Annotated in this window: 10 protein-coding genes; 3 read left to right on the top strand and 7 right to left on the bottom strand. The window is 75.2% G+C overall.

All coding sequences use genetic code 11. The features are described 5' to 3' along the window. Positions 1-216, top strand: a complete 216-nt coding sequence (locus GPA02_RS11555; RefSeq protein WP_156200171.1) for a hypothetical protein — start codon at positions 1-3, stop codon at positions 214-216. A gap of 46 nt (positions 217-262) precedes the next feature. Here the strand turns inward: GPA02_RS11555 and valS are convergent, their stop codons facing one another. From valS to GPA02_RS11520, 7 genes are all read right to left on the bottom strand, one after another. Continuing rightward, positions 263-2,926 (bottom strand): valine--tRNA ligase, encoded by a 2,664-nt coding sequence (gene valS / locus GPA02_RS11550; RefSeq protein WP_156200169.1) that lies wholly within the window; start codon positions 2,924-2,926, stop codon positions 263-265. A 223-nt stretch (positions 2,927-3,149) separates the two neighbouring features. Next, on the bottom strand, positions 3,150-4,085 hold the full coding sequence (locus GPA02_RS11545) for an SMP-30/gluconolactonase/LRE family protein (protein WP_204986594.1): 936 nt from the start codon (positions 4,083-4,085) through the stop codon (positions 3,150-3,152). Between the two features lie 50 nt (positions 4,086-4,135). Continuing rightward, positions 4,136-5,326 (bottom strand): aminotransferase class V-fold PLP-dependent enzyme, encoded by a 1,191-nt coding sequence (locus tag GPA02_RS11540; protein ID WP_156200168.1) that lies wholly within the window; start codon positions 5,324-5,326, stop codon positions 4,136-4,138. A gap of 574 nt (positions 5,327-5,900) precedes the next feature. Beyond that, positions 5,901-7,400 carry an HNH endonuclease signature motif containing protein gene (locus tag GPA02_RS11535; protein ID WP_156200166.1) on the bottom strand — a complete coding sequence of 500 codons (1,500 nt, stop codon included), beginning with the start codon at positions 7,398-7,400 and terminating at the stop codon, positions 5,901-5,903. 384 nt (positions 7,401-7,784) lie between these two features. After that, a complete protein-coding gene (pgeF, locus tag GPA02_RS11530; protein WP_156200165.1) occupies positions 7,785-8,573 on the bottom strand; it encodes a peptidoglycan editing factor PgeF in 789 nt (262 codons plus the stop codon). Then, positions 8,570-8,944, bottom strand: a complete 375-nt coding sequence (locus tag GPA02_RS11525) for a TfoX/Sxy family protein (protein WP_156200163.1) — start codon at positions 8,942-8,944, stop codon at positions 8,570-8,572. The genes pgeF and GPA02_RS11525 overlap by 4 nt, the downstream gene beginning before the upstream one ends. Further along, positions 8,928-10,037, bottom strand: a complete 1,110-nt coding sequence (locus GPA02_RS11520) for a carbohydrate kinase family protein (RefSeq protein WP_156200161.1) — start codon at positions 10,035-10,037, stop codon at positions 8,928-8,930. Before GPA02_RS11520 ends, GPA02_RS11525 begins: the two co-directional genes overlap by 17 nt. 38 nt (positions 10,038-10,075) lie before the next feature. On the opposite strand from GPA02_RS11520, the gene GPA02_RS11515 reads away from it, so the two are divergent. After that, the gene (locus tag GPA02_RS11515; protein WP_156200160.1) at positions 10,076-11,404 is read left to right on the top strand and encodes a family 4 glycosyl hydrolase; all 1,329 of its coding nucleotides are present in this window, start codon (positions 10,076-10,078) and stop codon (positions 11,402-11,404) included. After that, positions 11,401-12,438, top strand: a complete 1,038-nt coding sequence (locus tag GPA02_RS11510) for a DUF2804 domain-containing protein (RefSeq protein ID WP_240134012.1) — start codon at positions 11,401-11,403, stop codon at positions 12,436-12,438. Before GPA02_RS11515 ends, GPA02_RS11510 begins: the two co-directional genes overlap by 4 nt. The last annotated feature ends 67 nt before the right edge of the window (positions 12,439-12,505 follow it).

The raw sequence follows: 12,505 nt of genomic DNA, 5'->3' as shown, positions 1-12,505 counted from the left end.
ATGCAGCAGCAGCGGACCAGCTCGACGGGCTCGGTGGGCTCGACCCTGTTCTGGTTCGTGCTCTCGCTGGTCGTGATGGCGGTGAACTTCACGTCCGCGACGCGGGGGAGCTGGCTGGCGCTGCTCCTGGGCCTGCTCGCGGCGTGGTTCGCCTACCGCAACGGCTCCGTGCTGCTCGCCCACTACCGGGCGAGCACCGCGCGGCGCCAGGGCTGAGCCCCGGCGCCGTCACGGCGTCGTCCCAGGTGACCTCAGGGTCGTCTCAGGACTCCAGCACCAGCTCGCCCTCGGCGCGGTGCTCGGCACCGGCGACGAACGTGAGCTCGCCGTCGACGCCGCCCACGGCGCGCAGGTCGTCCAGCACCGCCGGCAGCAGCGCCACGTCGGCCTCGGGGGCGTGCACGACGGCGTCGGCGAAGCGGGTCTTCTGGCTCACCTTCGCCTCGCTCTTGACCTTGCGCAGCGCCGCGAGGGCGGCGCCCGCCGCGCTCAGCAGCGCGGGGTCGCCGTCACCGGCGGCCTCGCGCAGCGGCGCCGAGGTCGGCCACGGGGCGCGGTGGATCGAGCCCTCGCGCCACCACGACCAGACCTCCTCGGTCGCGAACGGCAGCACGGGAGCGAGCAGCCGCAGCACGACGTCGAGCGCGATGCCCAGCGTCGCGCGCGCCGAGGCGACGGCGGCCGGGGCGATGCCCGAGCCGTCGCGGCCGTAGGCGCGGTCCTTGACCAGCTCGAGGTAGTCGTCGCAGAGGGTCCAGAAGAACGTCTCCGTCACCTCGAGCGCACGCGTGTGGTCGTAGCCCTCGAGCGCCTCGGTGGCCTCGTCGACGACGTCGGCGAGCGCGGCGAGCACCGCCTTGTCGATCGGCTCCGCGACCGCGGCCGGGTCGAGCGAGACCGGCTCGTCGCCCCCGAAGGACAGCGCGAACTTGCTCGCGTTGAGGACCTTGATCGCGAGCCGGCGACCGATCTTCATCTGGGTCGGCTGCTGCGGGTCGAAGGCCGCGTCGGTGCCGAGCCGCGCCGAGGCCGCCCAGTACCGGACCGCGTCGGAGCTGTGCTGCTCGAGCAGGTCCATCGGGGTGATGACGTTCCCCTTGGACTTGCTCATCTTCTTGCGATCGGGGTCGAGGATCCAGCCCGAGATCGCGGCGTGCGCCCACGGCAGCGAGCCGTGCTCGAGGTGGCTGCGCAGCACGGTCGAGAACAGCCAGGTCCGGATGATGTCCTGGCCCTGCGGGCGCACGTCGAACGGGAACAGCCGCGAGAACAGGTCCTCGTCGTCCAGCCAGCCCGAGACGATCTGCGGCGTCAGCGAGCTGGTGGCCCAGGTGTCCATGATGTCGGCGTCACCGATGAACCCGCCCGGCACGCCGCGCTGGTCCTCGGTGTAGCCCGCGGGCGCCTGCGAGCTGGGGTCGATCGGCAGCTCGTCCTCGGTGGGCTGGATCGGGTCGTCGTAGTCGGGCTCGCCGTCGGCGTCGAGCCGGTACCAGAGCGGGATCGGCACGCCGAAGAAGCGCTGCCGGCTGATCAGCCAGTCACCGTTGAGACCGTTGACCCAGTTCGCGTAGCGGACCCGCATGAAGTCCGGGTGGAACTGCAGCTCCTCGCCGCGGCCGAGCAGCTCCCCGCGCAGGTTGCGGCCCGGGGCCTCGCGACCACCGTTGCGGATGTACCACTGCCGGCTGGTGACGATCTCGAGCGGCTTGTCGCCCTTCTCGTAGAAGTTCGCCTTGCGCTGGGTGGGCTTGGGGTCGGCGAGCAGGTCGCCGCTGGCGCGCAGCGCGTCGACGACGGCGGCGCGCGCCGAGAACGTCGTCTTGCCGGCGAGCTCGGCGTAGGCGGTGCGCCCGGTCTCGCTCGTGATCCAGTCGGGCGTCTCGGGCAGCAGACGGCCGTCGCGGCCGACGACGGAGCGGGTCGGCAGGTCGAGCTCGCGCCACCAGGTGACGTCGGTGAGGTCGCCGAAGGTGCAGCACATCGCGATGCCGGAGCCCTTGTCCATCTCGGCGTCGGGGTGCGCGAGCACCGGGACCTCGACGCCGAAGACCGGCGTGGTCACCGTGGTGCCGAAGAGCGGCTGGTAGCGCTCGTCGTCGGGGTGCGCGATCAGCGCGACGCAGGCGGGCAGCAGCTCGGGGCGGGTGGTCTCGATGACCACGTGGCCGCCGTCGGGCTTGTGGAACGCGAGCTCGTGGAAGTGCCCGGGGTAGTCGCGGGCCTCCAGCTCGGCCTGCGCGACCGCCGTCTGGAACGTGACGTCCCACAGCCCGGGCGCGTCGGCCTGGTAGGCCTCGCCGCGGGCGAGGTTGCGCAGGAACGCGACCTGCGCGACCTTCTGCGCGCGCGGGCCGATCGTCTGGTAGGTCTGCGACCAGTCGACCGACAGCCCGAGGTGGCGCCACAGGGCCTCGAACTGCTGCTCGTCCTCCGCCGTCAGGCGCTCGCACAGCTCGATGAAGTTGCGGCGCGAGATCGGCACCTGGTCGGCGGGCTTGATCGCCTTGCCGGTCTCGGTGACGCCGCCGGTGAAGGGCGGCTCGAAGTTCTCGACGTATGGCAGCGACGGGTCGCAGCGCACGCCGTAGTAGTTCTGCACGCGGCGCTCGGTCGGCAGGCCGTTGTCGTCCCAGCCCATCGGGTAGAACACCTCGCGGCCGCGCATCCGCTGGAAGCGCGCGACGACGTCGGTGTGGGTGTAGGAGAACACGTGCCCGATGTGCAGCGAGCCGCTGACGGTCGGCGGCGGGGTGTCGATCGAGAAGACGTCCTCGCGCGGGCGGGTGCGGTCGAAGGCGTAGGTGCCCTGCTCGCTCCAGCGCTGGCCCCAGCGCTGCTCGAGGCCCTCGAGGCTCACCTTGTCCGGGACCTGTGCGCGGCGGGTGGGCGCGGCGTCCGGCTGGTGCGAATCGGTGCTGGTCATGTCCTGGTCTCTCCGGGTCGGCGGGCATGGTCGCCCGCGTGGGGGATCGGGGGCAGGGGTGTCCTGCGGTCGCGAGCGTGGCCGACGGCCCGAACGCTCAGGCGAGGGGTACGGATACTCGTACGGGTACCTCGACGCGCGCCAGCACCACCGACGGGCCGGCCAGGAGGAACGAGGTCACGGGCACAGGGTACTCGGACCCGCGTCGGCGGGCCACAGCAGGTCAGGCCGCGGCGCCGCGCGCCCGGGTCCGCACCCGGTACAGGTTCGACGTCGCGGTGACCGCGAGCGTGTCCCGCTCCGGGCCGCCGAAGGCGAGGTTGGCCACGCGCAGCGGCACCCGGACCGAGCCCAGCCGCACGCCCGGCTCGCCCGGGGCAGCGGGCGCGTAGACCTGGATGCCGGAGGCGCACGAGCTCCACAGCCGGCCCTCGGTGTCGACGCGGATCCCGTCGGGCGGGCCGGGGTCGAGGTGGGCGAAGACGACGGGCTCGCCGAGGCGGGTGCCGCCGTCGAGCACGGGGAGGGCGAGGACGTGGCCCACCTCGGAGTCGGCGAGGTAGAGCACCGAGGCGTCAGGGGAGAAGGCCAGGCCGTTCGGGCCGGGGTGCGGGCCGCTGACGACGGTCGTGACGCCGTCGGTGCCGAGGCGGTAGACGTAGCAGCCGTCCATCTCGACCGTACCGCCGTAGCCCTCCTCGGGCTTGTCGATGCCGTAGCGCGGGTCGGTGAACCACACCGCGCCGTCGGGTGCGGTGACGAGGTCGTTGGGGGAGTTGTAGCGGCGGCCGTCGTGGCTGTTGGTGAGCGTCATCCAGGCGCCGTCGGCCTCGCGGCGGACGACGGCTCGCTCGCCGTGGGAGGCGGCCAGCAACCGACCCTGCGCGTCGAGGGTGTGCCCGTTCTGGTGGTGCGAGGGCTCGAGGAGGATGCCGGCGCCGTGCTCGGGCGTCCACACGAGCAGCCGGTTCCCGACGACGTCGCTCCAGACGATCTCCTCGGGCCCGGTCCAGGCCGGCCCCTCGAACCAGGTGCCGCCGGTCGCGAGCAGGTCGAGCGTGGCGTCGGGCGGGAACAGCGCGGCGAACGCGTCCTCGTGGCCGGGCGCGGGGTCGAGGTCGAGGGGGTCGCTGCTGATCACGGACGGCGTCGCGGGCACGCGGTCAGGCTAGCGGGACCGGTGCCGCGGCCGGGTGACCATCCGAGCGGTCAGGCGGCGGCGAGCAGCGGCAGCGCCCGCTCGATCGCGGCGTCGACGTCCTCGGCGGTGCTGTAGGCGTGCATCGCGAGGCGCCAGTAGTGCTGGTCGCCGAACGCGGTGATCTGGGCCTCGATCCCGGCGTCGCCGAGGCGGCGCCGCAGCGCGGTCGCGTCGGTGGTGACCGCTGCCGGGAGCGCGAGCAGCCGGATCGGGCCGACCGGCATGCCGAGGTCGACGGCGGTGTCCTCGCCCCAGCGTTCGGCCAGGGCCGCGCCGATGCGGTCGACGGCGTGGGCCGCCGCCGCGGTCGCGTGGTCGCGCACGCGGTCCCAGCCGATCTCGTCCTCCAGGTGCTGCAGCGACACCGGCGCGGTGAGCCAGGCGGTGTAGTCGGCGCTGGCCTGCCAGTCGAAGCGGCGGGGGAACGGGTCGGGCGCACCCCAGGAGTCGATGAGCGGCACGAGCCGCTGCGCCACGTCGGGGTGTGCGACCAGGACCGCGGTGCCGCGCGGGGTGGACGCGAACTTGTGGAGGTTGCCGACCCAGACGTCGGCGTCGGCCTCGCTCACCGGGTCGGTGAGCAGCAGCGGGGCGTGCGCGCCGTCGACGATCGTGAGGATGCCGCGCTCGCGGGCGCGGGCGCAGACGGTGCCCACCGGCATGCGCCGGGCGGTGACCGAGGTGACGTGGTCGAGCACGAGCATCGCGGTGCGCTCGGTGACGCCGGCCCAGATCGCCTCGGCGGCCTCGTCGTCGCCGGCGGCGAGCGGTACGTGGACCGTCCGGACGTGGGCGCCGGCCTCGCGGGCGGCTCGTTCGACGCCCATGCGCACCGCGCCGTAGGTGTGGTCGGTGAGGACGACCTCGGAGCCGGCGGGCAGCGGCAGCGACCGCAGCGCGGTGCTGACGCCCGCGCTGGCGTTGGGCACCAGCGCCAGCCGGTCGGGGTCGGTGCGCAGGAACCGGGCGATCTGCTCGCGCGCCTGTGCGATGCCGGCGGGCGCCGCCGCCATGAACCGCATCGGCGCGGCCTCCATCTCACGCTGCAGGCGCTGCTGGTGGTCGGTGGCCGCTATCGGCACGCGCCCGTAGGAGCCGTGGTTGAGGTGCAGCAGGCCGGAGTCGGGCCACAGCTCGGTGGCGGGTCGTCCGGTGCGGGTGAGCAGCGCGGGGAGCGCGGCGTCGGCGGCGTCGGTCACTGGGTCCTCGGGTCGTCGGGTCGAGTCACGGGCGCGGCGGTGCCGGGCGCCGCGGTGCCGGGCGTGGCCGTGCCGGAGCGTGGCCGCACCGGCGCGGCCGGGGCGGCCGGTGTCACGAACGTAGCCGGCGCGCGCTCGCAGGCGGGTGTGCGGCGCGCCTGGGGTGCGCGAGGCGGACACGGGCCGCTGGTCGAGCAGCGGCCCGCGTAAGGCGTGGCGCGTCGCGGCTGCACGTCGCGGGTGGTGGCCGGTTCGGGCGGGTGGCTGGTGGCGGGGGTGGTGCCGGGCTCGGGTCGTGGCGGTTGCGGTGGCGGTGACGGTGGGTGATTGGTGATTGCTGGGCGGGGCAGGCGAGCATGCGCCCGGAGTCACCGGCCGCGCGCAGTGGCCGTCCGTGCGCAGCTGCAGCGAACCGGTGGCCAGGTCTGCGGTGGACGGCCAGATCCACGCGGCTCGCCGAGGACGCGAGTCCGTGGCACGCCACCAGGGACCGAGTCCTGGCGGGTCGAGGCCCGCGTCGCCAGGCAGGGCACGCCTACGACCCCGCCGGGTGGCGGGGTCCGGGGCGGGATCCTCAGGTCTCGGGTGGCGTCCCGGCACGGGCGCGGCGGTCGGGCCGGCCGCGGGGCGAGCGGGTGAGGTCGTCGGCGGCGCTGCCGCGACCGGGCGCCGTCAGGTCGTCGACGGTGCCGTCGCGGTTGCGGCGGACCGTCAGCCCGTGCGGCGCCCGCCAGAGCACCGCGCCGCTCGCGAGCACGGCGTAGCGGAACCCGTGGTGGGTCTTGAGCGTGTGGTGGTGCTGGCACAGCAGTGCGAGGTTGTCGCTGCTGGTGGGCCCGCCGAGGTCCGGGCGGGTGTGGTCGTAGGGCACGACGTGATCGGCCTGGCACCGCAGCCCGGGTGCGTGGCAGCCCGGGAAGACGCAGGTGCCGTCGCGCAGCCGCACCTGCTCCTTGAGCCGCGTCGGCACCTCGTAGGCGCCTGCGTGCAGGTGCTCGGCCAGGTCGAGGACCGGGCGCACCGTCACGGTCGTCGCCTGGTCGCCGACCCACTCGCGGATCGTCTCGGCCGTGACGGGCGTGCCTGTGCTCTCCACCCGCCCGACGGCCGTGCCGCAGCCGCCGCTCCCGTGAGCGCCGGTGATCGCGCCGTCGGTGAGGTGCACGTAGAGCATCACCTGCCGCCTCGGCGGCATCCGCCGCCCGCCCCGGGCGCGCAGCGTTGCGTCCGGCTCGTCGACGCTCGGGCCACCGCCAGGCCCGTGCTCGCCGTCAGGCTCCCCGGTCATCGTCAGGTAGTCGCGGGCGAGATCGCCGAGCGCACGCGCGCGGCGGACGCCGAGCGGGTCGGCCGAGCCCCACAGCGCCTGCTGGGCGGCGCCGTGGGCCACGGCCGCCTCGAGGTCCTGCGCATCGGGCAGGTCGAGGCAGCCGCGGACCTCGGTGAGCCCGTCCAGCCCGGTGTCGGCGAGGCGGATCTCCAGACCGCGAGCCTCGGCGCGCCGGGCGGCGACCGCCTCGGCGAGCTCGCGGTCGTGCCGCGCCATCGCGGTCTCGACGAGGCCCTCCAGCTGCGGCCCCGTGACCCGGTCGGCCAGCGGCGCGACGGCGCGGTCGACGTAGCCGGCCCCTAGCCGCGACAGCGGTCGGGTGGCCTGTGCGACCCGACGGGCACGCCATGGTGCGACCTCGCCCGCGACCACGCGAGTCCAGAGCGCGGGCAGCCGGTAGGCGAGCTCGAGCGCGTCGGCGACCAGCGCGGTCGCCGCCTGCGTGCTGGTGCGGAGCGCCAGTCCGAGCTCGGCGACGGCGGCCCGGTCGACGTCGGGCACACCCTCGGCGGTGAGGTCGTGGCGCTCGGGAGCCGCACCCGCGGACGTCGGCGAGTACCAGGACGCCGCGTCACGCCCGAGCAGAGGCGGGTTCGCGACCACCCAGTCGACCGCGTCGACGAGCACCTGCACCTCGGCGGCCTCGGCGCGGGCGCGTGCCTCACGAGCCGACGCGAGCACGGCGGCAGGGTCGCGCACCTCGGCCGGGGGCCGCGCCACCCGGGTCTGCGTCGCCGTGCTCATGAGTAGAACATACGTGCGACCACTGACAACGGCTGTCGTGCCTCGGCCATCTGCTGTCGCATGCGACGCGGTGGGGGTCCGCTGGGCGCTGACCGCATCGCACCGACGGCACGCGCGCGCCATTGGCTCAGGGGACGCTCCGGCCTCACGCAGTCGAAGGCCGGTGGGATCCCCGGCACCAGGGCGCGACTGGCGGCCGCGCCCCAACCCGCCCCCTCACGCAGCCCGAGACGCGGGCATGGGGCGCCACTGCGCCCTGGCCCGCGAGGCCGCGGGTGTCACACGTCGCGCTCGGCCCGTTCGGTCACCCTGTCCTCCGGACGGCGTGCACGAGTGGGGAGCCGCCCAGCCCTCACCCCGCCGGCGCGAGGAGGCGTCGTTCCCTCACCCCACCAGCGCGACGACCCCCGCGAACCTCCCGGTGACGCCGTCGCGGCGGTAGGAGAAGTAGCGCTCGTCCTCGTAAGTGCAGCGGTCGACGTGCTCGACGTGCTCGACCCCCGCCTCGGCGAGCTGGGCGAGCACGCCGCGGGCGATGTCGACCGAGGGCGTGCCCCAGCTCGTGGTGCCGCCGGTGCCTGGCACCGCCGCCTCGACGTCGTCGCGCATGCCGGGCGGCACCTCGTAGCAGCGACCGCAGATGCTCGGGCCCACGGCAGCGCGGATCGCGCCCGGCCGCGCACCGCGCTCGAGCATGGCGGCGACGGCGTTAGGCACCACGCCCGCGACGAGGCCGCCGCGCCCGGCGTGCGCGGTCGCGACCACGCCGGCCTCGGCGTCGGCGAGCAGCACCGGCACGCAGTCGGCGACCATGACACCCAGCCCGACCTCGCGCGCCGTGCTCACCATCGCGTCGGCCTTGCGTCGGGTGTTCGGCTGGTAGCGGGTCACCTCGGCGACCGTGCTGCCGTGCACCTGGCTCGTCATCGTGATCGGGGCGCCCAGCCAGCGGCCGAGGATGCTGCGGTTCGCGTACGCACGGTCCCAGTCGTCGTCGACGTGGTAGCCGAGGTTGAGCGCCGCCCACGGCCCGGTCGACACCCCGCCCGCCCGGCTCGAGAACCCGGCGCGCACCCCGGGGCCGAGGTCGACCTCGGCCACGTCCAGCGGCCGCTCGTTCCAGCGTGTCGCGCCCGTCGTCCCGCCCGTCGTCCCACTCGTCGGCCCGCTCATCGCGCCCCACCGGCGCGGCGCGCCTGCCCGGCGAGCGCCTCGCCGACCCAGAACCGCAGCTCCTCGTCGTCGGCGACGACGTCGGCGGCCACCTCCAGCCACCGCGGCCCCATCGTGCGGCCGCCCTTCGTCCCGATCTCAACACCCGGGCGCCGCTGCAGCTCCTCCGACCGCTCGTCGGCCACGCGGACGAGCAGCCTGCCGTCCCCGCCGGCGGACAGCAGCAGGTCGCCGCGCACCATCAGCGCGACCCCACCGAACATCCGCTTCTCGACGACGTCGCCCGGGTCGTCGCCCAGCAGCGCACCGAGCACCTCGCGCACCCGGGCGCGCAGCCGCTCCCGGGCGTCCTGGTCAGCGGAACCGGTCATGCGGCCTCCATCGCGGGACGTGGCGCCCCCGGTCGGCGTCGGAGAAGCGGGCGATCGTCGCCTCGGCCCGCCGCACCCGCGGCGTCTCGACGCCGCGCAGGCAGTCCGGCAGGAACGCGTACCGCTCGACGAGCTCGATCGCGGCGCCGTCGCCCGCCTCGGCCTCGGCGCGCCGCTCGCGCCACCAGTCCGCGACGTCGCCCCAGCCGGGCGCAGCGAGCGAGCCGCCCACCTGGGTGACCGCCAGGCCCGAGCACAGCGCCGCGAACTTCAGCCGCTTCGCCAGCGGCCAGCCCCGCAGCGTGCCGAGCACGATCGCGGCGGCCAGCACGTCGCCCGCCCCGGTCGTGTCGATCGCGGTCACCGGGATCGCCGGCACGCGTGCGTGCTCGCCGGTGCTGCTGTCGATCGCGGCCACGCCGTCGCGGCCCATCGTCACCACCGCGAGCGGCACGATCTGCGACAGCGCCGCCAGCGCGTCGTCGACGGTCGACGTGCGCGTGTACGCCATCGCCTCCTCGGCGTTCGGGATGAACGCGTGGCAGCCGGCCAGCTCGTCGAGGATCCGCGTGTCCCACACCTGCTCGGGGTCCCAGCCGGCGGTCGCGAACACCAGCGCGCCCGCCTCCGCGCTGCGCCGCCACCAGCCCTGCGACCGCACCGCCGGGTCGCCCAGGTCCACCAGCACCGCACCGGCCCGCGGCGGGTCGGCCAGCATCTCCGACGCCGAGGTCGGCCAGGGGTGCCCGTGCGTGACGAACGCGCGGTCCTCCTCGTAGCTGAGCGCCACCGTCACCGGCGTGTGGTGGTGCGGGTGCCGCCGCGACCAGGTGAGGTCGATGTGCTCCTGGTCGCGCAGCACCCGCCACAACCAGTCCGCGTAGAGGTCGTCGCCGAAGGACGACGCCAGCGACGTCCGCAGCCCCAGCCGGGCGGCCGCGACGGCCAGGTTGGCGATGCCGCCGGGCGCGGAGCCCATGCCGTCGGTCCACACCTCGGTGCCGGGCCGCGGCGGCTGCGGGAACCCGGTGAACACGATGTCGAAGAACACCGTGCCCGCCAGCAGCAGGTCGAGCTCCGGTTCGGCCGTCATGGTCGAGAGTCTTCCATCGCGACCACTAGCGTGGCCACGTGCGGCTGACGATCCTCGGTGGTGGCGGGTTCCGTGTCCCGCTGGTGGTGGGCGCCGTCGCGGGCGCGCGCGACCGCGTGGACATCGACGAGATCGTGCTGCAGGACCTCGACGCCGCCCGGCTCGCGGTCGTGCAGGCGGTCGTCGGCGAGCAGCTCGCCGGCCGCGACGACGCGCCGCGGGTGCGGGTCGAGACCGACCTGCGCCGCGCCGTCGAGGGCGCCGACGTCGTGTTCTCCGCGATCCGGGTCGGCGGCACCGAGGGCCGGGTGCGCGACGAGCAGGTCGCGCGCGATCTCGGGCTGCTCGGCCAGGAGACCGTCGGCCCGGGCGGTCTGGCCTACGCGCTGCGCACCGTCCCGGTGGTCGACGACGTCGCGCGCACCATCGCCGACGTCGCACCGCAGGCGTGGGTCGTCTCCTTCACCAACCCGGCCGGGCTGGTCACCGAGGCGATGCGCGCCCACCTGGGCGACCGGGTCGTCGGCATCTGCGACACCCCGATCGGGCTGCTGCGCAGCGCCGCCCGAGCGCTGCGGCTGCCCGCGCGCGAGGTCACCGGCGACTACCTCGGCCTCAACCACCTCGGCTGGCTGCGCACCCTCGTGCACGCCGGCACCGACCACATGCCCTCCCTGCTGGCCGACCGCGAGCTGCTGCTGCGCCTCGACGAGGCCGCGCTGTTCGACGTCGACTGGCTCCGCGCGACCGGCGCGCTGCCGGGGGAGTACCTGCACTACTACGAGACCCCGCCGGAGCCGCACGCCGGCCCGGGCCGTGCCGCGTTCCTCGCCCGCCAGCAGGCCGCGTTCTTCGACGCAGGCCCCGGCCCGGGCGCGCACGACCGCTGGCTGGCCACGCTCGCCGAGCGCGAGAACACCTACATGGCCGACGCCCGCACCCGCGAGCACACCGACCTCGACGGCGGCCAGCGGCAGGGCGGCGGCTACCACGAGGTCGCCGTCGACCTCATGGCCGCGCTGCTCACCGGCACGCCCGCGTGGATGATCCTCAACCTCGCCAACGACGGCGTGATCCCCGCTCTCCCGGACGACGCCGTCATCGAGGTCTCGGCCCGCGTCGACGCCGATGGCGCTCGCCCCGACGGCCCGCACCGCCCGCTCACGTTGCACCAGCTCGGCCTGGTCGCCGGGGTCAAGGGCAGCGAGCGCCTCGCGATCGAGGCCGCCCGCACCGGCTCGCGCGAGCTGGCGTGGCGAGCGTTCGCGGGCCACCCGCTCGTCGCCTCGCCCGACCTCGGGCGGCGCCTGCTCGACGGCTACCTCGCCGCGGAGCCGCTGCTGCGCGACGTCCTCGTCCGGCCGTGACCGGCACCGGCACACGGCCCTCGCGAGCGGTGCACGAGCGCGAGATCACCACCCCGGTCGCGCTCACGCTCCCGGACGGACGCCTCAACCCCGACGCCGTCGGCTGGACCCGCACCCCGCTGGTCCGCACCGACGGCATCGGCCGCGGCCTGCTCGGCCGCGGCCGCAACAAGCGGTGGGAGTACTGGGCGGTCACCACGCCCACGCACGTCGTCGCGCTCGTCACCTCCGACATCGACTACGCCGGCGTGCACGGCATCTGGCTGCTCGACCGCCGCACCGGCGAGACGATCTCCCACGACGCCCTCGCGCTCGGGCTGCCCCGGGTCGCGCTGCCCGGCACGCTCGGCGAGGGTCCGGTGCGCACCCGCACCCGGCAGGTGCGGATCGCGATCGACGAGGTCGACGGCGGCACCCGGCTGCGCGCCGTCGGGGCACGCGTGCGGGTCGACGTCGTCGCGCACCGGCCGCCCGGGCACGAGAGCCTCGGCGTCGTCGTCCCGTGGAGCGACCGGCTGTTCCAGTACACGGTCAAGGACGTCGCCCGGCCCGCCTCCGGCACCGTCGTCGTCGACGGTGTCCCGCACGCCGTCCCGACGGGCGAGTCCTGGGCGGTGCTCGACCACGGCCGCGGCCGCTGGCCCTACGACGTCGCGTGGTGCTGGGGCGCGGGGTCCGGTCGCACCGACGGACGGGTGATCGGCGTCCAGGTCGGCGGCCGCTGGACCGACGGCACCGGGTCGACCGAGAACGCCCTGGTGGTCGACGGCCGGCTCACCAAGATCAGCGAGGAGCTGACCTGGAGCTACGACACCGCGGACTGGATGGCGCCCTGGCGCGTGACCGGCGAGACCGTCGACCTCACCTTCGAGCCGTTCCACCTCAAGGAGTCGGTGACCGATCTCGCGGTCTTCGCGTCGGTCACGCACCAGTGCTTCGGCACCTGGCACGGGCGGGTGCGCGAGCGGTCCGGCGCCTGGGTGCGGGTCGCCGACGTCGTCGGCTGGGCCGAGGACGTGCACAACCGGTGGTGAGCCGCGCCGGTGCGGCCTGGCAGGATCGGCACGTGCGAACGCCGTCGCCGCAGCAGGAGGAGGCCGG

The sequence above is a fragment of the Actinotalea caeni genome (genome assembly GCF_009733795.1).
Lineage (GTDB): Bacteria > Actinomycetota > Actinomycetes > Actinomycetales > Beutenbergiaceae > Pseudactinotalea > Pseudactinotalea caeni.
This window is presented reverse-complemented; position numbering and strand designations above follow the sequence as displayed.